This is a genomic window from Pseudomonas sp. LBUM1651 (assembly GCF_059716135.1).
On the sequence record NZ_CP166805.1, the window covers coordinates 5,755,521 to 5,775,183 of the forward strand.

At 59.6% G+C, this 19,663-nt stretch carries 17 protein-coding genes; 7 read left to right on the forward strand and 10 right to left on the reverse strand.

The window, feature by feature from the left end; genetic code table 11:
- Positions 1-9: 9 nt before the first annotated feature.
- Entirely contained in the window at positions 10-2,133 is a 2,124-nt protein-coding gene (locus ACA066_RS26995) for a putative bifunctional diguanylate cyclase/phosphodiesterase (RefSeq protein ID WP_497697295.1), read from the reverse strand.
- A gap of 320 nt (positions 2,134-2,453) precedes the next feature.
- Between ACA066_RS26995 and ACA066_RS27000 the strand changes: the two genes are divergently transcribed.
- Positions 2,454-3,122, forward strand: coding sequence for a polysaccharide lyase family 7 protein (locus ACA066_RS27000; protein WP_497697296.1), 669 nt, complete (start codon positions 2,454-2,456; stop codon positions 3,120-3,122).
- Between the two features lie 297 nt (positions 3,123-3,419).
- Here ACA066_RS27000 and fba read toward each other — a convergent pair whose 3' ends face one another.
- From fba to tkt, 6 genes are all read right to left on the reverse strand, one after another.
- A complete protein-coding gene (gene fba, locus ACA066_RS27005; protein WP_497697297.1) occupies positions 3,420-4,484 on the reverse strand; it encodes a class II fructose-bisphosphate aldolase in 1,065 nt (354 codons plus the stop codon).
- A gap of 254 nt (positions 4,485-4,738) precedes the next feature.
- Positions 4,739-5,071, reverse strand: a complete 333-nt coding sequence (locus ACA066_RS27010) for an MliC family protein (protein ID WP_497697298.1) — start codon at positions 5,069-5,071, stop codon at positions 4,739-4,741.
- 56 nt (positions 5,072-5,127) lie between these two features.
- Entirely contained in the window at positions 5,128-5,349 is a 222-nt protein-coding gene (locus ACA066_RS27015; RefSeq protein WP_497400113.1) for a hypothetical protein, read from the reverse strand.
- 34 nt (positions 5,350-5,383) lie between these two features.
- Complete coding sequence (locus ACA066_RS27020) at positions 5,384-6,547, reverse strand: phosphoglycerate kinase (protein ID WP_027926616.1); 1,164 nt, start codon at positions 6,545-6,547, stop codon at positions 5,384-5,386.
- A 12-nt stretch (positions 6,548-6,559) separates the two neighbouring features.
- On the reverse strand, positions 6,560-7,612 hold the full coding sequence (epd, locus tag ACA066_RS27025) for an erythrose-4-phosphate dehydrogenase (protein WP_497697299.1): 1,053 nt from the start codon (positions 7,610-7,612) through the stop codon (positions 6,560-6,562).
- Positions 7,613-7,799: 187 nt separating this feature from the next.
- The gene (gene tkt / locus ACA066_RS27030; RefSeq protein ID WP_497697300.1) at positions 7,800-9,797 is read right to left on the reverse strand and encodes a transketolase; all 1,998 of its coding nucleotides are present in this window, start codon (positions 9,795-9,797) and stop codon (positions 7,800-7,802) included.
- Between the two features lie 273 nt (positions 9,798-10,070).
- Between tkt and ACA066_RS27035 the strand changes: the two genes are divergently transcribed.
- The 4 genes from ACA066_RS27035 (at position 10,071) to ACA066_RS27050 (ending at position 14,702) form a co-directional block, all read left to right on the forward strand.
- The gene (locus ACA066_RS27035; RefSeq protein WP_214379419.1) at positions 10,071-11,066 is read left to right on the forward strand and encodes an ArsR/SmtB family transcription factor; all 996 of its coding nucleotides are present in this window, start codon (positions 10,071-10,073) and stop codon (positions 11,064-11,066) included.
- An 18-nt stretch (positions 11,067-11,084) separates the two neighbouring features.
- Positions 11,085-12,275, forward strand: coding sequence for a methionine adenosyltransferase (gene metK, locus ACA066_RS27040; RefSeq protein WP_008033298.1), 1,191 nt, complete (start codon positions 11,085-11,087; stop codon positions 12,273-12,275).
- Between the two features lie 257 nt (positions 12,276-12,532).
- Complete coding sequence (gene ligB, locus ACA066_RS27045; RefSeq protein WP_497697301.1) at positions 12,533-14,206, forward strand: NAD-dependent DNA ligase LigB; 1,674 nt, start codon at positions 12,533-12,535, stop codon at positions 14,204-14,206.
- Between the two features lie 100 nt (positions 14,207-14,306).
- A complete protein-coding gene (locus ACA066_RS27050) occupies positions 14,307-14,702 on the forward strand; it encodes a DUF1090 domain-containing protein (protein ID WP_497697302.1) in 396 nt (131 codons plus the stop codon).
- Between the two features lie 166 nt (positions 14,703-14,868).
- Here the strand turns inward: ACA066_RS27050 and ACA066_RS27055 are convergent, their stop codons facing one another.
- Positions 14,869-15,318, reverse strand: coding sequence for a c-type cytochrome (locus tag ACA066_RS27055; RefSeq protein WP_253433124.1), 450 nt, complete (start codon positions 15,316-15,318; stop codon positions 14,869-14,871).
- Between the two features lie 128 nt (positions 15,319-15,446).
- Here ACA066_RS27055 and mltA point away from each other — a divergent pair, with 128 nt between their 5' ends.
- Positions 15,447-16,631: a murein transglycosylase A gene (gene mltA, locus ACA066_RS27060; RefSeq protein ID WP_497697303.1), complete on the forward strand. Its 1,185-nt coding sequence runs from the start codon at positions 15,447-15,449 to the stop codon at positions 16,629-16,631.
- A gap of 141 nt (positions 16,632-16,772) precedes the next feature.
- Here mltA and ACA066_RS27065 read toward each other — a convergent pair whose 3' ends face one another.
- A complete protein-coding gene (locus tag ACA066_RS27065; RefSeq protein WP_497697304.1) occupies positions 16,773-17,156 on the reverse strand; it encodes an MAPEG family protein in 384 nt (127 codons plus the stop codon).
- A 55-nt stretch (positions 17,157-17,211) separates the two neighbouring features.
- Positions 17,212-18,045: an EamA family transporter gene (locus ACA066_RS27070; RefSeq protein WP_253433134.1), complete on the reverse strand. Its 834-nt coding sequence runs from the start codon at positions 18,043-18,045 to the stop codon at positions 17,212-17,214.
- Positions 18,046-18,359: 314 nt separating this feature from the next.
- On the opposite strand from ACA066_RS27070, the gene ACA066_RS27075 reads away from it, so the two are divergent.
- On the forward strand, positions 18,360-19,529 hold the full coding sequence (locus ACA066_RS27075) for an MFS transporter (protein ID WP_497697305.1): 1,170 nt from the start codon (positions 18,360-18,362) through the stop codon (positions 19,527-19,529).
- Positions 19,530-19,663: the final 134 nt, after the last annotated feature.

The window sequence follows — 19,663 nt, forward strand, 5'->3', positions numbered from 1 at the left end:
GTAGCGAATTCAGTCCGTCAGCGCGCTCCAGTCGAACGGCTGCGCAAAGTCGCCGACATCTTCGGCCACCATCGGGTGAGCAACCAGGAAGCCTTGTACGTACTCGCAACCATTGGCTTGCAACCACTCATATTGCGCGACGGTTTCCACCCCTTCGGCGATCACCAGCATTCCGTATTGTTTGCACAGGTCGATCACATTGCGCACCAACGCCGCATCCCGCGTAGACGCTGGCAAGCGAGCGATCAGATGGCGATCGAGCTTGAGCGTGTCCAGCTCCAGGTCGCGCAGATGAGCCAGCGAGCACGGCCCGGAACCGAAGTCATCCAGCGCCACCCGCACGCCCAGGTTACGCAGCAGGCGCAACTGTTTGCGGGTTTCCTCGGGGTTGTGCATCAAGGCCTCTTCAGTGACCTCGACTTCCAGGTGACGCGCCTGCAAGCCATGACGTTCCAGCACCTGGCGCAACTCGGTGACCAGGTTGGGCATGCCGAACTGCGTGCTGCTCAAACTGACACCCAGCACCAGGTCCTCGGCAAACAGGGTTTCCCAGGCTTTGCGCTGCCCGGCGCCGCGATGATAGATCCAGCTGCCCAGACGACTGATCAACCGCGCTTCTTCCAGCAACGGTAAAAACAGCCCGGGCGGCACGTCGCCGACACTCGGGTGCTGCCAGCGCAACAGCGCTTCGAACCCGCGAATCTGTCCACCGGCGATGGCCACCTGCGGCTGGTACACCAGATTGAAATCTCGATTTTCAATGGCGGCGCGCACACTTTCTTCGAGCATCAGCCGTGAGCGCGCGCGGCCATTCATGTCATGGTCATAGAAGCGATACTGCTGACGGCCGGCCCGTTTTGCCTCGTACATGGCGATGTCCGACGCCCGCATCAGACCATCGAGATTGGCCCCGCAATCCGGGTACGTGGCGATGCCGATGCTGGCGCCCAGTGCGATATCCAGACCATCGATCTGCTGACAGATCGACACCCGTTCGATGAGTTTTTCGGCAATCTTCGCCGCTTGCTCGGGGAACTCCAGATCCAGCAGCGCCGTGAACTCGTCGCCGCCCATGCGCGCCAGAATGTCGAACGGCCGCAAGCACGCCTTCAACTGCTCGGAGACCCAGCGCAACACGCGGTCGCCGGCATCATGGCCAAGGGAATCGTTGACCCGCTTGAACCCGTCGAGATCGAGGTAGAGCAATACCCACGCGCTGTCGGAGCGCTCGCCACGCAGCAGCAGGTTTTCCACCGTCTGATAAAAACCCCGGCGGTTGAGCAGCCCGGTCAACGGGTCGGTCACCGCCTGGAATTCCAGTTGCTGATGCAGATGGCGCACCACCGACATGTCCAGCACCGTCACCACCATCGCATGTTGTTCGGTGGGCAGTGGCGCGCAAGACAGCGCCACGGGCACCTGCTGGCCCGGGGCCGTACGCAACAGCGCGTCATGCAGGCGCAAGGTTTCGCCGCGTTTGTAACCGGCGAGCAATTCGGAATCGGCCCAGATCGGGATATGCGGCTTTTGCAGGTAATCCACAAACTCTTTGCCCTGCAGGTCTTGCAGCGTGGCATTGAGCAGCCGCGACATCGCCGGATTGGCAAAGCGAATCAGACCGTCCTCACCGACCACCAGGATGCCTTCGGCGGCGTTGTCCAGCACCGACGCATTAAAGGCGCGCGCGACCTCCAGATCGTGGCTCAGGCGCTGCAACGCCCGGCGATTGCGCTGATGCTCGAGCAGTGCCTGGACTTTGGGCTTGAGAATCTGCGGATCGAACGGTTTGAACAAGTAATCCACCGCACCGCTGGCATAGCCCTTGATCACAGCGTCCTGGGACTGTTCATTGGCGGTGAGGAAAATGATCGGCGTCAGGCGGGTGCGCTGGCTGCCTCGCATCAGGCGTGCGACTTCAAAGCCGTCCATACCCGGCATCTGCACATCCAGCAGCACCAGGTCGATATCGTGTTCGAGTAAAAGACTGAGGGCTTCAAAACCGGACGCAGCCGTCATGACCTGCCAATCCTGGCGCTGCAGCAACGCGCGCATGCTGATCAGGTTTTCAGGGTAATCATCGACGATTAAAAGGGTTGAGCTGCCTTCGGCTGGCGTGGGTTGCGCGCATTCCATGCTGCTTCTCTTGTTGGGGCGTCAGGCCGGTTTCTCGTGAAAACCGGACATATAACAAGCCTTCACTCTAGACCGGGATTCGCTAAAGCAGAAGATATCAGTACGCCATCATTTAACTAAAAGGTTCATTTACCGACTAACGGTCACCGCTACAGGCCGCTAAAAACGGGAAAGATGGCCTTTTAACAGGATTTTGATGTCATCCATTTGTCAGGCAGGCGTTAACAAAATGCCCTTTCTACGCTTATAAAGACCGCCTCCAAGGCGCGTGCTAGAGCTTCTGGTACGTCCGTGCTGCAAAATTCGTGGAAGCTTTTCCTATGATCGATCTCGCATCCTGGAACCTCAGTGTTCCCGTCGGCAACCCGCCGTACACCGTTGAAACAGCCAAACTGGTGAAGGGTTTCAAGGATCAATACTTCCATTCCGACACCGGCACCCTGTTTTTCTGGACCCCGGTGACCGGCACGAAAACCGAAAACGCGAAATATCCGCGCACCGAACTGCGGGAAACCTACAGCAACGGCACCCTGAAAAACTGGTACTACCCGGACGCCGACAACTCCCTGCATGCCACCCTGGCGGTGAACCAGGTGCCGAGCTCGGGCAAAATCGTCATCGGCCAGATCCACGCCTATGAAAGCCAGAAGCCCATGGTGAAGGTCGAGTATCAGTACAAGACCAGCAGCAAGACGGGCAACATCGTCGCCAAAGTGCGCATGCACCCCGATGACGGCGAAGGTCGGGTGATCACCATTGCAACGGGCGTGAAGCTGGACCAGGAATTCTCCTACCTCATCCACCTCAGCCCTGGCGGCGCGCTGGGCATCAGCGCTGCGGGTTACCAGTGGGACACCAACATCAGCGCTACATGGCGCGTCAAACCGCTGTACTTCAAGGCCGGGGTTTATGTGCAGGACAACACCGGGTACACCAGTGAAGGCGGGAAAGTGACATTCAGCAAGTTGGATATTGATCACGATAAATAGCCGTCACTGATTGTTCCTGCGCTCCCGCGTGGGGACGATCTGAATCAGCGTGGCTTTGACACGCTTAAACAGCAGCAAAACGCACGCAATAAAAACCCGCATTATTACGGGCTCTAAACTGGCTCAAACAATACGCAGCACCGATCGTTAAATCACCTGTAATAAATGACAGTTCTTAATACATTTTGGCAATTACGGCGCCAGTGAAAATAAAAAACAGCAATGCGGCTGAAAAAACTCTCCCTATAAAAAACCCGCCTCTCGGCGGGTTATTCATGCGACCAGAACAGCCAACACTTAGTTAACCTTCGCGTTCAACTCACCCTTCAAATAACGCTGATACATCGCTTCCAACGAGACCGGCTTGATCTTCGAAGCGTTGCCCGCAGTACCGAAAGCTTCGTAACGAGCAATACACACGTCACGCATCGCCGTCACGGTCGCGCCGAAGAATTTGCGTGGGTCGAACTCGCTTGGGTTGGTGGCCATCAGGCGACGCATCGCACCGGTGGATGCCAGGCGCAGGTCGGTGTCGATGTTGACCTTGCGCACGCCGTACTTGATGCCTTCAACGATTTCTTCAACCGGCACGCCGTAGGTTTCTTTGATGTCGCCGCCGTACTGGTTGATGATTGCCAGCCAGTCTTGCGGAACCGAAGACGATCCGTGCATCACCAGGTGGGTATTCGGGATGCGTTTGTGGATCTCTTTGATGCGGTCGATGGCCAGCACGTCGCCGGTAGGCGGCTTGGTGAACTTGTACGCGCCGTGGCTGGTGCCGATGGCGATGGCCAGGGCGTCGACCTGGGTGCGCTTGACGAAGTCAGCGGCTTCTTCCGGGTCGGTCAGCATTTGGCTGTGATCCAGAACGCCTTCGGCGCCGATGCCATCTTCTTCACCGGCCATGCCGGTTTCCAGCGAACCCAGGCAGCCCAGCTCGCCTTCTACCGATACGCCACAGGCGTGAGCCAAGGCCACGGTTTGTTGGGTAACGCGGATGTTGTAGTCGTAGTCGGTCGGGGTCTTGCCGTCTTCGCCCAGGGAACCGTCCATCATGACCGAGCTGAAGCCCAGTTGGATGGAGCGCTGGCAGACGTCAGGGCTGGTGCCGTGGTCCTGGTGCATGCACACCGGGATGTGCGGGAATTCTTCGATTGCCGCCAGGATCAGGTGACGCAGGAACGGTGCGCCGGCGTATTTGCGAGCACCGGCCGAAGCCTGGACGATCACCGGGGAGTCAGTCTTGTCAGCGGCTTCCATGATGGCGCGCATCTGCTCAAGGTTGTTGACGTTGAAGGCTGGAACGCCGTAGCCGAACTCGGCTGCGTGGTCCAGCATCTGGCGCATGCTGATAAGTGCCATTGTGTGTGTCTCTCCCGGTTTGGGTCGTTAATCGTGCCAGCCTGCCGGAGCGGCGGCTGCTATTCAAGTTTTTGCAGATCGGGGGTTGGTCCGGGCTGCGGATTCGGTACAACAAAAATCCTGAGAGCTGACGCTAGCCCTTGTAGGAGCCTAGCTTGCTCGCGATGGCGGTTTAACTGCCAACACTTGTGTTGAAAGTGCTGGCCTCTTCGCGAGCAAGCTCGGCTCCTACAGGGTTTGGCGTCGGCCTCGCATCATTCGGCTTTACAACCGCGGCCGATCAAATCGTTGGTGGCGACCCAGTACACCAGGCCTTCCTCACCTTTTACGTGAAACGCCAGCATGTCGTTGCTGTACAGCGAACCTTCCGCACCCGGTTCAAGCTTCAGGCGATAGACCTGATCGGCCCCGCCGAGGCGCACGTCGACGGCCTTGCGGCTGTCGTCGGTGTAGCGCCAGAGCACTTTGGCCTGGCTGTCGCAGGTCCAGGTGGTCCAGTTGTCCGTCGATTCGGCAGGCTTGAACAGGTTGAAATTAGAGCAACCTGCCAGCAGTGCCAGCGCCGTAATGGCGATAAAACCTTTCATCCGTGTTCCTCGACTGACGGCGCACGCCGCCAGCCCTGAGTAAGGAGTCAGACCCGTCAAGGGCAACCATGTTCCTTGGCGGGTGTCTGTGTTTCGTATTTGTCCAGGCCATCAGGCCCGGAACGCTTGTTGATCACCGGGTTGGTTTCCGCTTGCCAGTCAGCCTGGTAGCAGCCTTTTTCCACCGATTGCGGCGCAGGTTCCGGCTTGGCTTTCGGGTTACTCCCACAAGCCGCCAGCGAACCCGCAACGATCAACAGCGCTAGCGTCTTGACCATCTGAACACTCCCTTTCCTGGTCAAATCAGCGACCTCAGGCCTTGGCCCGACTTTCCAGGACTTCCACCGCCGGCAATACCTTGCCTTCGACGAATTCAAGGAACGCGCCGCCGCCGGTAGAAATGTAGGAGATCTGATCAGCGACGCCATATTTGTCGATGGCCGCCAGGGTGTCGCCGCCGCCCGCGATAGAGAATGCCGAGCTTTCCGCAATGGCCTGGGCCAGCACTTTGGTGCCGTTACCGAACTGGTCGAATTCGAACACGCCGACCGGGCCGTTCCACAGGATGGTCTTGGACGACTTCAACAGCTCGGCGAAATTCGCCGCGGTCTGTGGGCCGATGTCCAGGATCATGTCGTCTGCGGCCACGTCGGCGATCAGCTTGACGGTCGCGGTGGCGCTTTCAGCGAATTCCTTGGCAACGACAACGTCCACCGGCAGCGGCACGCTGACCTTGGCGGCGATTTCGCGAGCGGTGTCCAACAGGTCCGGCTCGTACAGGGATTTGCCGACCGGATGACCGGCAGCGGCCAGGAACGTGTTGGCAATGCCGCCGCCGACGATCAACTGGTTGCAGATCTGGCTCAGGCTGTTCAGCACGTCGAGTTTGGTCGAGACCTTGGAACCGGCAACGATGGCCGCCATTGGTTGAGCCGGGGCGCCAAGCGCTTTGCCCAGTGCGTCCAGTTCAGCGGCCAGCAACGGGCCAGCAGCGGCGACTTTGGCGAACTTGGCCACGCCGTGGGTCGAACCCTCGGCACGGTGAGCGGTGCCGAAGGCGTCCATCACGAATACGTCGCACAGGGCGGCGTATTGCTGGGCCAGTTCGTCAGCGTTCTTTTTCTCGCCTTTGTTGAAGCGCACGTTTTCGAACAGGACGATGTCGCCTGCCTTGACGTCAACGCCGCCCAGGTAATCGGCAACCAGCGGCACTTCGCGGCCCAAAGCCTTGCTCAGGTAGTCGGCGACAGGCTTGAGGCTGTTCTCGGCCGAGAATTCGCCTTCGGTCGGACGGCCAAGGTGCGAGCAGACCATCACGGCCGCGCCTTTTTCCAGGGCCAGCTTGATGGTCGGCAGCGAAGCCAGGATTCGCGCATCGCTGGTGACTACACCGTCCTTGACTGGGACGTTGAGGTCTTCGCGGATCAATACGCGCTTACCTTGCAGATCGAGGTCGGACATCTTCAACACGGTCATGGGTCGCACTTCCTACGGTTTTTTTGAAGTCGCTGTTTGCAGATAGTGTTCTGCAACATCCAGCATTCGGTTGGCAAAACCCCATTCGTTGTCGAACCAGGCCAGGATGTTCACCAGCCGTGGGCCGGAAACTCGGGTCTGACTGGCATCGACGATGGCCGAATGTGGGTCATGGTTGAAATCACAGCTTGCATGGGGAAGCTCGGTGTAGGCCAGCAGGCCTTTGAGCGGGCCGCTGGTGGCAGCCTCGCGCAGAATCCGGTTGACCTCGGTGGCGTCGGTATCGCTCACGGTCTGCATCGTAATGTCGAGGCAAGACACGTTCACCGTCGGCACCCGCACGGCTTTGGCCTGAATTCGCCCGGCAAGTTCCGGTAACAGGCGTTCGATGCCGCGCGCCAGACCAGTGGACACCGGAATCACCGACTGGAACGCCGAACGGGTGCGGCGCAGGTCTTCGTGATGATAGGCGTCTATGACGGGCTGATCGTTCATCGCCGAGTGGATGGTGGTGATCGACACGTATTCCAGACCAATGGCCTGATCCAGCAGGCGCAACAGCGGCACGCCGCAGTTGGTGGTGCAGGACGCGTTGGACACCAGCAGCTCTTCGCCGGTCAGGCAATCCTGGTTCACGCCGTAGACGATGGTGGCGTCGACATCCGCCTCGCTGGCCATCGGCTGGGAAAACAGCACACGCGGTGCGCCGGCGTCGAGGAAACGCTGGCCATCTTCGCGGGTGTGGTAAGCGCCGGAGCACTCCAGCACCAGATCGACGTCGAGCGACGCCCAATCGATGCCTTCGGGGGTGGCACTGCGCAGAACCTTCACGCAGTCGCCATTAATATGCAGACAATCGCCCTCAACTCGCACTTCGCCGGGAAAACGCCCGTGGGTGGAGTCGAAGCGTGTCAGGTATTCGATGCTGGCCATGTCGGCCAGATCGTTGATCGCGACAATCTCAAACCCGGCCTTCTCGCCTCGCTCGAACAACGCACGCAAGACGCAACGACCAATCCGGCCGTAGCCGTTGAGTGCAACTTTGTAGGGACGCGGTTGAGGCATGGGGTTCTCGATAATACGCAGCCAGACGAAATTCTAATGTGCAACACAACCCTTGTAGGAGCGAGCTTGCTCGCGATGGACTTCAGGACAACGCGTTTATCCAGACAGCCAGCGTTATCGTTAACGACCATCGCGAGCAGGCTCGCTCCTACAGGGACCGCGGCAGCCGGGGCCACCGTGTTGTGCTTTAGTCTTCCAGCAGCTCTTCAGCCTGACCCAGGATGTTTTCCAGGGTGAAGCCGAACTCTTCGAACAAGGCTGGCGCTGGCGCCGACTCGCCGTAGGTGGTCATGCCGATCACGCGACCTTCCAGGCCCACGTACTTGTACCAGTAGTCCGCGTGCGCGGCTTCGATGGCGATACGGGCGCTGACCTGCAAAGGCAGAACCGCTTGCTTGTAGCCGGCGTCCTGCGCATCGAACACGCTGGTGCACGGCATCGAAACAACACGCACCTTGCGACCTTGCTCGGTCAGCTTGTCGTAAGCCTGAACCGCCAGACCCACTTCCGAACCGGTGGCGATCAGGATCAGCTCAGGCTCGCCTGCGCAGTCCTTCAACACGTAACCGCCACGGGAAATCTCTTCGATCTGAATCGCGTTGCGGGTTTGGTGCTGCAGGTTCTGACGCGAGAAGATCAAGGCCGAAGGACCGTCGTTACGCTCCAGGGCGAACTTCCAGGCCACTGCCGATTCAACGGCATCGGCTGGACGCCAGGTGTCGAGGTTCGGTGTGCTGCGCAGGCTGGTCAGTTGCTCGATCGGCTGGTGAGTCGGGCCGTCTTCGCCCAGACCGATGGAGTCGTGGGTGTAGACGAACAGCACGCGCTTCTTCATCAGCGAGGCCATGCGCACGGCGTTGCGGGCGTATTCCATGAACATCAGGAAGGTCGCGCCGTAAGGCACCAGACCGCCGTGCAAAGCCACGCCGTTCATGATCGCGCTCATGCCGAACTCGCGAACGCCGTAGTACACGTAGTTGCCGCTTGCGTCGTCGGCGGTGACGCCTTTGCAACCTTTCCACAGGGTCAGGTTGGAACCGGCCAGGTCAGCGGAGCCGCCGAGGAATTCCGGCAGCATCGGGCCGTAGGCATTCAGTGCGTTCTGGCTGGCTTTACGGCTGGCGATGGTTTCGCCCTTGGCCGCGACTTCAGCAATATAGGCAGACGCTTTTTCAGCGAAGTCAGCCGGCAGTTCGCCGCTCAGACGACGGATCAGCTCGTTGGCCAGCTCAGGGAAAGCCGCGGAGTAAGCAGCGAAACGCTGATCCCACTCGGCCTCAACTGCGCGGCCGGCTTCCTTGGCGTCCCACTCGGCATAGATATCGGCCGGGATTTCGAAAGGACCGTGGTTCCACTTCAACGCCGTGCGGGTCAGAGCGATTTCCGCGTCACCCAACGGGGCGCCGTGGCAGTCTTCTTTACCTTGCTTGTTCGGCGAACCGAAACCGATGGTGGTCTTGCAGCAGATCAGGGTTGGCTGCGCGCTTTTGCGTGCAGTGTCGATGGCGATCTTGATCTCTTCCGGGTCATGACCGTCGACGTTGCGGATCACCTGCCAGTTGTAGGCTTCGAAACGCTTAGGGGTGTCGTCGGTGAACCAGCCTTCGACTTCGCCGTCGATGGAGATGCCGTTGTCATCGTAGAAGGCGATCAGTTTACCCAGGCCCAACGTACCGGCCAGGGAGCCGACTTCATGGGAAATGCCTTCCATCATGCAGCCATCACCCAGGAACACGTAGGTGTGGTGGTCGACAACGTTGTGGCCCGGACGGTTGAACTGCGCCGCCAGGACTTTTTCTGCCAGGGCAAAACCAACCGCGTTGGCCAGGCCTTGGCCCAGTGGACCGGTGGTGGTTTCAACGCCAGGTGTGTAGCCGAATTCCGGGTGGCCCGGAGTGCGGCTGTGCAGTTGGCGGAAGTTTTTCAGGTCATCGATCGACAGGTCGTAGCCGGTCAGGTGCAGCAGCGAGTAGATCAGCATCGAACCGTGACCGTTGGACAGCACGAAGCGGTCACGGTCGGCGAACGATGGATTGCTCGGGTTGTGCTTCAGGTAGTCACGCCAAAGTACTTCGGCGATATCTGCCATACCCATAGGGGCACCGGGATGGCCGCTGTTGGCTTTTTGCACGGCATCCATGCTGAGGGCACGAATGGCGTTGGCACGCTCACGACGGCTGGGCATCGCTGTTCTCCTGCGGATATTGAATCGAGAGTGAATAAAACGAAACGGAAAAAAGGCGAGCATTTTCCCTCACCGAGCCGCCTCGGGGCAATGACAGATAATCATCTGAAGGCGTTTTTCCGGTGGATAAAGGCGCATTCGCCTGGTGAAACCTTTCCGCTGACGATTTGTAGAGTGACCCTTTCCCCGAGAAGTGCCATCTATCGAGCAATATCAAAACTTTTTGATATTGCTCTTGCGGGGATTTCTGACCATCACTAGACTGCTGGCCCTATGAATTTACGCGTGCCTTCCATTCAACATGACGAGTGCGATGAGCTGGCAGCCCTGTGCAAGGCCGGCGGCGATCCTTTGCGGCTGAATGTATTGCGTGCGCTGGCCAACGATTCGTTTGGCGTACTGGAACTGGCGCAGATCTTCGGCATCGGCCAGTCGGGCATGAGTCATCACCTCAAGGTGCTGGCCCAGGCCGACCTGGTGGCAACGCGTCGTGAAGGCAATGCGATTTTTTACCGTCGCGCCCTGCCCCACACCGATCTGCTGGGCGGCAAACTGCACGCTGCGCTGCTCGAAGAAGTGGACAACCTGACCCTGCCGGCCGATGTGCAGTCGCGGATCGGTCAGGTCCATGGGCAACGGGCGGCGGCCAGCCAGGACTTTTTCTCACGGGTCGCGGAGAAGTTTCGTGCCCAGCAGGACTTGATTGCCGGCCTGCCGCAGTACCGCGAAAGCGTGGTGGCCTTGCTCGACAAACTGAGCTTCAGTGAAGGGGCCACGGCCATTGAAGTCGGCCCTGGCGACGGCGCTTTTCTGCCGGAACTGGCGCGCCGTTTCACGCACGTCACCGCACTGGACAACAGCACGGCGATGCTCGAACTGGCGCGCCAGGTCTGCGAACGTGAAACGCTGGCTAACGTCAGCCTGCAACTGGCCGATGCATTGAATGGTGTAAGCCTCAAGGCCGATTGCGTTGTACTGAACATGGTGCTGCACCATTTTGCCGCGCCGGCCGATGCGCTCAAGCACATGGCCGATTTGCTGCAACCGGGCGGTAGCCTGCTTGTGACAGAGTTATGTAGCCACAACCAGAGTTGGGCCAGGGAGGCCTGCGGTGATCTCTGGTTGGGGTTTGAACAGGACGATCTGGCCCGTTGGGCCACCGCTGCGGGACTCGTTCCCGGGGAAAGCCTCTATGTAGGCTTACGTAATGGTTTCCAGATTCAGGTCCGCCACTTTCAGCGGCCAGCTGGCGACACTCACCATCGGTAAATTCAGGAAAAAATCGAGATGAGCGAATACTCCCTCTTCACCTCCGAGTCCGTGTCCGAAGGGCATCCGGACAAAATCGCCGACCAGATTTCCGATGCGGTGCTGGACGCCATCATTGCTGAAGACAAGTTCGCCCGTGTGGCGTGCGAGACGCTGGTGAAAACCGGCGTGGCAATCATCGCAGGTGAAGTCACCACGTCGGCCTGGGTCGACCTGGAAGAAATCGTGCGCAACGTGATTCTCGACATCGGCTACAACAGCTCCGATGTCGGCTTCGACGGCGCTACTTGCGGCGTGATGAACATCATCGGCAAGCAGTCCCCTGACATCAACCAGGGTGTCGACCGTGCCAAGCCTGAAGATCAGGGCGCTGGCGACCAGGGCCTGATGTTCGGCTACGCCAGCAACGAAACCGACGTGCTGATGCCAGCACCGATCACCTTCTCGCACCAACTGGTTCAGCGCCAGGCCGAAGCCCGTAAATCCGGCCTGCTGCCTTGGCTGCGCCCGGACGCCAAGTCGCAAGTGACTTGCCGTTACGAAGGCGGCAAGGTTGTCGGTATCGACGCCGTTGTTCTGTCGACCCAGCACAACCCAGAAGTGTCGTACAAAGACCTGCGCGAAGGCGTGATGGAGCTGATCGTCAAGCACGTGTTGCCTGCCGAACTGCTGACCAAAGACACCCAGTTCCACATCAACCCGACCGGCCAGTTCATCATCGGTGGCCCGGTAGGTGACTGCGGTCTGACCGGTCGCAAGATCATCGTCGACAGCTACGGCGGCATGGCCCGTCACGGCGGCGGCGCGTTCTCCGGTAAGGATCCATCGAAGGTTGACCGTTCGGCGGCCTACGCCGGTCGTTACGTGGCCAAGAACATCGTCGCTGCCGGCCTGGCCGAGCGTTGCGAGATTCAGGTTTCCTACGCGATCGGTGTTGCTCAACCGACTTCGATCTCGTTGAACACCTTCGGCACCGGCAAAATCAGCGACGACAAAATCGTCAAACTGGTTCGCGAAGTGTTCGACCTGCGTCCATACGCAATCACCACCATGCTCGACCTGCTGCACCCGATGTACCAGGAAACCGCTGCGTACGGCCACTTCGGTCGCACTCCGGCCACCAAGACTGTGGGCGAAGATACTTTCACCACGTTCACCTGGGAAAAAACCGACCGCGCCGACGACCTGCGTTCGGCTGCCGGCCTGTAAGACCTCCCCGGCGGTACCAAAAGCCCTGCACGGTTCGCCGTGTGGGGCTTTTTATTGTCTTTCGCTTGGACCGTGTCGCCGCCATCGCCGGCAAGCCGGTCTCGCTCCCACATTGGAATGCATTTCCCTGTGGGAGCGAGCCTGCTCGCGATGAGGCCAGCTCATTCACCCGGAAACACAAGGCAAAACACCCACCCTTCCCGCCTGACAATAAGTGACTAGCCTTCAAGTATTCCAATTGAGCAAGGACGCTCAGCATGCTTCTGCGCCTGTTTACTATTTTCTCCCTGACCTTGCTCTGCTCGATCTCAAACGCTGCAGATTGCCCCGACTGGCCACCCGCCAGAGCTCTGGACGAAATCACAGCCCTGCAAAAACAAATCGACACCTGGGACGACAACTATCACCGCCGTGGCCACTCATTGGTCACCGACGAACTCTACGATCAGTCCCGCGAACGGCTGACCGAATGGAGTGAGTGTTTTGACTCAGGTCTGGCGCCTGAGCCATTGCGTACGGCTGGAGGCAAGATCGTCCACCCCATCGCTCACACGGGCCTGGAAAAACTGCTTGATGGTCGTGCGGCCGAGGCTTGGCTGCGCGATCGCAAGGACATCTGGATACAACCCAAGGTCGACGGCGTAGCCGTGACGCTGATCTATCGCAACGGCGTGCTGCATCAGGCGATCAGTCGCGGTGACGGCATGACCGGACAGGACTGGACTGCCTCGGCACGACTGATCCCCGTTATCCCCCGACAACTGGCGCAACCTGTGGACTTGCTCGTGCAAGGCGAACTCTACTGGCGCCTGATCGACCATGTACAAGCCAGGGCCGGCAGCCTAAATGCCCGTTCTACGGTGGCCGGTCTGATGGCCCGCAAGGAACTCCCCCCTGAGCAAGCCGCTGGCATCGGGCTGTTTATCTGGGATTGGCCGCAAGGCCCGGCCAATTTGCCCGACCGCGTCGCCGCCCTGGATGAACTGGGTTTTCCAAGCACCGCGCCTTACAGCCAGCCGATCCAGACATTCGCCGATGCCGAACGCTGGCGCGATCACTGGTACCGCTCTCCATTACCCTTTGCCAGCGACGGTGTCGTCCTGCGCCAGAGCCAGCGCCTTTCGGCCGAGCGCTGGCAGGTGAAAACACCTTACTGGGCCGTCGCCTGGAAATACCCCTTTGCCCAGGCGCTGGCCGAGGTGCGAAAAGTCGATTTCAAGGTCGGTCGTACCGGACGGATTACACCGGTGCTGGAGCTGAAACCGGTGACGCTCGATGACCGTCAGATCAAACGCGTGAGCGCCAGCTCCCTGCGACGCTGGGAGGAACTGGATATCCGCCCCGGCGATCAGGTGTCCATCAGTCTGGCGGGGCTGACCATTCCCAGGCTCGACGGCGTGGTTCTGCGCGCCGCCGAACGCGCCGAATTAAACATACCGTTGGCAGCAGACTTTCATCCGTTGAGTTGCTGGCAGCCGACACCCGGTTGCGAAAGCCAATTCCTCGCGCGACTGACCTGGCTCAGTGGCAAGCAAGGGCTGGCCTTGCCTCATGTCGGTCCCGGCATCTGGGAGAAACTTCTCGCAACAGGCCGTCTGAACGGCCTGCTGGATTGGTTGACCCTCGATGCTCAAGAGCTTGCTAACATTGACGGTTTCGGCGAGCGCAGCACGACTCGTCTTTTAAACAGTTTCAACAGCGCCCGCCAACGCCCTTTTGCTCGCTGGCTCAAAGCCCTGGGATTACCACCGACCGGCCAGGCGCAACTTGCCGATTCATGGCAGGAACTGGCGCAACGAAACACCGAACAATGGCAGGTCGAGGCCGGAATCGGCCCGGGACGTGCGGCGCAATTGAGCGCATTTTTCCGCGACCCGCAGGTCCTGGCCTTGAGTGACACATTACGTGCGGCGGGAATCGACGGGTTTTAGCGACCGCAGATGCTCGCCCACCCGGGAACCCAAAGGTGCCGATGGGCTCAAACGCCCACCGCCCTATCGATCCGATTTGCACTTTGTACATGGAGCTTTTATGAGATTTTTTTCACCGCTCGCCCTGCTGACTCTTTGCGGTGTGATGGCCGCTCCGCTGATGGCCGCCGAAGAGGCCCCGGGCCTGACCGGTTGCGCCGCCAAGAAACAGGGCATCATCAATCAGATCGAACTGGCCAAGTCCCACGGCAACGCCGATCAGCAGGCGGGCCTGGAAACAGCCCTGAGCGAAGTCACCGCTCATTGCACTGACGCCTCGCTGAAAAAGGAACGGGAGAACAAGGTCCTCGACGCCAAGCATGAAGTCAGCCAGCGTCAGGCAGACCTGGACAAAGCCATGAAGAAAGGCGATCCAGAGAAGATCAACAAGCGCAAAGACAAACTCGCCGAATCTCGCAAGGAATTGCAGAACGCGCTGGATGAGCTGGACAAGTAAGCCCCCCCAACTGAGCGACGGAGCTTTTGTGGCGAGGGGGTTTACCCCCGTTGGGCTGCGAAGCGGCCCCAAACGCGGCTAGTCAGACAGTCCGCAACTGCCGGGTTTACGACGGCTACGCCGCCGAACGGGGGTAAACCCCCTCGCCACAGGAATGCGTTGCAAATCAATGATCCCGAAACTCTTTATGACAGGCACTGCAGGCATCTTCGACTTTCTGCACCGCCGGCCCGAGGTTACTGGCCTTGTAAGGCTGGACCTTGCTGGCAATCACCAATTCACCGGTGCTGGCTTCAAGGGTGCGGGCCATTTCCTGAAAACGTGCCTGTTTCTGCCAGACATCGCTCTTGGCACTGGTGTGATCTTCTTCGCGCACCTGCGGAAAATGCTTCCACGGCTCATGGGACAGCGCATCGAGCTTCACCGCGCCGTCAGCGAACTTCGGACCGTCGAATGGAATGCGGCCGCGCAACATGCCGCCCAGGTCTTCGCCGGTCTTGAGCATTTGCTTGAAGATCGCCTTGCGCTGACCCAGTGGCGAGTTCGGGTCGACACCGCCACACGCAGACAACGTCAGGCAGGCCAGCAATACAACGGAAAGTCTTTTAAATGTCATGGTGGCTTCAGGTCACGGGAAACGGCGGCCAGTATCCTCGCGTCACCGACAAACACCAATAGCCCTATTATCAATACGGCTTGTTCGAGCGCAGGGAGCACTCGCGCAACCGGCAAAGGAATTACTCCATGAACAGCCGTTTCAAGGTATGGCGTCATCGCCTCGCCTGGACCCTCCCGATAGTGGCCGTGCTCGCAGGCTGCACCGGTGGTGACAACAACAAACCGAAAACCCACGCACTGGCGACTTATTCCAGCGCCACCTGGGAAGCACTGCCCGCAGTGTCCGATAACGATCTGGTCGCCGGTTTCGGTTCATGGCGCAGCGCCTGCACCCGACTCAAGGCCGACCCGGTCTGGGGCTCGACCTGCGCCGCTGCCGCGAATGTGCCGCAAACCGCCACCGACATTCGCGGCTTCCTCAAACAGAACCTCGACGTCTACGGCCTGCGTGCCGCCAACGACAACCCCAACGGGTTGATCACCGGTTACTACGAACCGGTCTACCCCGGCAGCCTGATTCAGACTACGGTCGCGAACATCCCGGTGTATGGCGTGCCTGAAGACATGATCATCGTCTCCCTGGACAGCATTTACCCGGAGCTCAAAGGCAAACGCCTGCGCGGACGACTCGAAGGCCGCGTGCTCAAGCCTTACGACGATGCGGCAACGATCGAAACCAAGGGGGTCAAGGCGCCGGTGGTGGCGTGGCTCACCGACCCGATGAACCTGCAATTCCTGCAAATCCAGGGCTCGGGTCGCATCCAGCTTAATGACGGCCGCCAGTTGCGCATCGCGTACGCCGACCAGAATGGCCATCCCTATCGACCGATCGGCCGCTGGCTGGTGGAACAAGGCGAGCTGAAAAAAGAAGACGTGACCATGGGTGCGATCAGCAACTGGGCCAAGGCCAATCCGACGCGCATTCCGGAACTGCTCGGCAGCAACCCCAGCTATGTGTTCTTCACCCGCAACCCGGACAGCAACGAAGGCCCTCGCGGCTCGCTGAATGTTCCGTTGACCGCAGGCTATAGCGCCGCCGTGGACCGCAAAGTGATACCACTGGGCAGTCTGATGTGGTTATCCACAACGCGGCCGGACGGCACGGCGCTGGTTCGCCCGGTGGCGGCCCAGGACACCGGCGGCGCGATTGCCGGTGAAGTTCGGGCGGATCTGTTCTGGGGCACCGGCGAGGCGGCCGGGCAATTGGCCGGCGACATGAAACAGCAGGGGCAGATCTGGATGCTGTGGCCCAAAGGTGCGGCATTGCCGCAAGTGCCTCAGGTGGCTGATGCAGTTAAATCCAATCCTTGAGTTCTGCTGCGCCTGATAAATTGCAATCGCGAGCAGGCTCGCTCCCACAGGGGATTTGTGAACAACGCAAATCCAATGTGGGTGCGACGGTGCGACGATTCGACCTGCTCGCGAAGAGGCCGATAAAACCACCGAATATTGTCAGACAGAAACCACAAAGAAACTAACGATCAACCCCATCCCCACAAACCACACCAACGACCGCAAAATATGCCAGTCCGCCAGGTAGCAAATGATGTACAGCAACCGGCTGGTGATAAACAAAACCGACAGCACATTGATGGTCACCAGCTCGGCATTGCCAGCCAGATGCGCCACGATCACCGCCGCAGCAAAGGCCGGGGTGATTTCAAAACTGTTCAGTTGCGCCGCATTCGCGCGCCTGCCCAAACCTTCCAGTGAATCAAGAAAATCCCGGGGATCATGGTTGTCTTTCAGCCTGTAACCGCCACTGATCTTGGCCACGCCCGTACACAGGTAAGGCAGGAAAATCGCGATCAAAATGCACCACAAAGCAACCGTCATAGAGTCATCCCTTCATCAAGTTTCATGCGTCGAGCGTTCGTCGACAGTGAGCCAGTCAAAACTTCATCACCAACATACCGATCAACACCAGCCCACAGGCCAGGAGCCGTGGCCGGCCGAAAGGTTCTTTCAGGTAGCGCATGCCAAACAACACCACCAGAATCACGCTGATCTCGCGCAAGGCCGCCGCCTCGGCAATCGACCCCAGCTGCATCGCCCACAGCACCAGAGCGTAGCTGAACAACACGCAAAACCCGACCGCCAATCCCAGCCGCCACTGTTCACGCCAGAACAGCATGAACGCCGGTCGCTTGCGCACCAGTGCCAGCAACGGAAACGGCCAGGCGCTGAGCAACGTCACCCAGACCAGGTAATCCAGCGGATGCGACCAACGCCGCAGCGCCTGGCCATCGATAAAGGTGTAGCAGCCGATGCACAGACCGATCAGCGCCACCACCGGCAGCATCGACCACGGCAAACGTGCGCCGCCACCACCCTGCCACAGCAAACACAGCATGCCGAACGGGATCAGCAGGATTCCGAAAATCTGCTGATGGGTCAGCACTTCTCCGGCAAAGATCAGCGTCAGGGCCAACACCACCAGCGGCGACAGTCCGCGCATCAATGGATAGACCAGCCCCAGATCACCGACCCGATAGGCCTGAATCAGCAAATAGCGATAGAGCAACTCAAATGCCGCCGACGCCAGGATCCACGGCCAGATTTCAATCGGCGGCAACGCCACGAAAGGCAGCATCAGAGCAACAAACAACATCGCCACGCTGTCCATGCAGGCCACGACCAACAACCGTTCCGCGCTGAATTTAATCAGGGTATTCCACGCCGCGTGCAACAGCGCTGCCACCAACACCAGTGCTGTTGCAAGCACGGCACACTCCTTTTGTATCGCCGCGATCCCTTGTAGGAGCGAGCTTGCTCGCGAAGAACGTCGAGACACCGCGTTTAAGCAGTAAGCACGCGTTATCGTTGACGACCATCGCGAGCAAGCTCGCTCCTACAGTGATCGGGGAGAATTGATTCGCCATATGTCAGCAGCTGTTTATACTGCAAGCGACCACGCCGCACTCAGTTGCGCACAGACTAATTCCAATAATTTCTGCCTCGGTCCGTTCTCCTCGAGAACGGTCGTCGGCATGCGTATGCCTGATCACAGCGTCAAGACTACCGACAGAGACCTTGCGCATGCCACTCGCCTTACTTGCCCTCGCTGTTGCCGCGTTCGGCATCGGCACCACTGAATTCGTCATCATGGGCCTGCTGCCCGACGTCGCTCGCGACCTTGCCGTGAGCATTCCCGACGCCGGCCTGCTGATCACCGGCTACGCCCTGGGCGTGGTGTTCGGCGCGCCAATCCTCGCGGTCGGCACCGCCAACATGCCGCGCAAAGCCACACTGCTGGGCATGACGCTGATGTTTATCCTCGGCAACATCCTGTGTGCACTCGCGCCGAACTACGCCACGCTGATGGCCGCGCGCGTGATTACTGCACTGTGCCACGGCGCATTTTTTGGCATCGGTTCGGTGGTCGCCGCCGGCCTGGTGGCACCGAACAAACGGGCCCAGGCGATTGCCATGATGTTCACCGGCCTCACGCTGGCCAACGTGCTGGGCGTGCCGTTGGGCACCGCGCTCGGGCAGTACGCCGGTTGGCGTTCGACGTTCTGGGCGGTGTCGGTGATCGGCGTGATTGCCGCCATCGCGCAATGGGTCTGGCTGCCGAAGGACATCGCCATGGACAAGGCCAACCTGGCCAGCGAGTTCAAAGTGCTGGGCAAGGTCAATGTGCTGCTGGCCCTGGGCATGAGCGTACTGGCGTCGACCAGTCTGTTCAGCGTGTTCACCTACATCGCGCCGATCCTGCAGGACATCACCGGCGTCAGTCCCCATGGCGTGACCATCATGTTGCTGTTGTTTGGCGTGGGGCTGACGGCGGGCAGCATGCTCGGTGGTCGATTGGCGGACAGTCGATTGCTGCCTTCGCTGGCGGGGATGGCACTGGCGGTGGTGGTCGTGCTGGCGGCGTTTACTCAGACCAGCCATTCGGTGATCCCGGCTGCGATTACGCTGGTGCTGTGGGGGATCTTTGCCTTCGCGCTGTGCCCGATTCTGCAGCTGCTGATTATTGATCAGGCCCATGAAGCGCCGAACCTGGGCTCGACGTTGAACCAAAGCGCATTCAATCTCGGTAACGCGACGGGCGCGTGGATTGGCGGGCTGGTGGTTGCCAGCGGCGCGGACCTGGCAGACTTGCCGTGGACCGGTGCATTGGTCAGTGGTTTGACAGTGCTGGCGGCACTGTTTTTCATCTATCTGCAACGTCGCAGGGTTGCTGCGGTCAATGTGCCGGGCTAACAAGGCAGACCATGGAATCATCGGACAGACCTCATGACGCCGATTAGAAAATCGGCTTCATGCTTCGAGGCATTCAGGACGCACGCTGTGTGAATTTTCTTAAGACCACTTGACCCGCTGTCTAATATCAATCT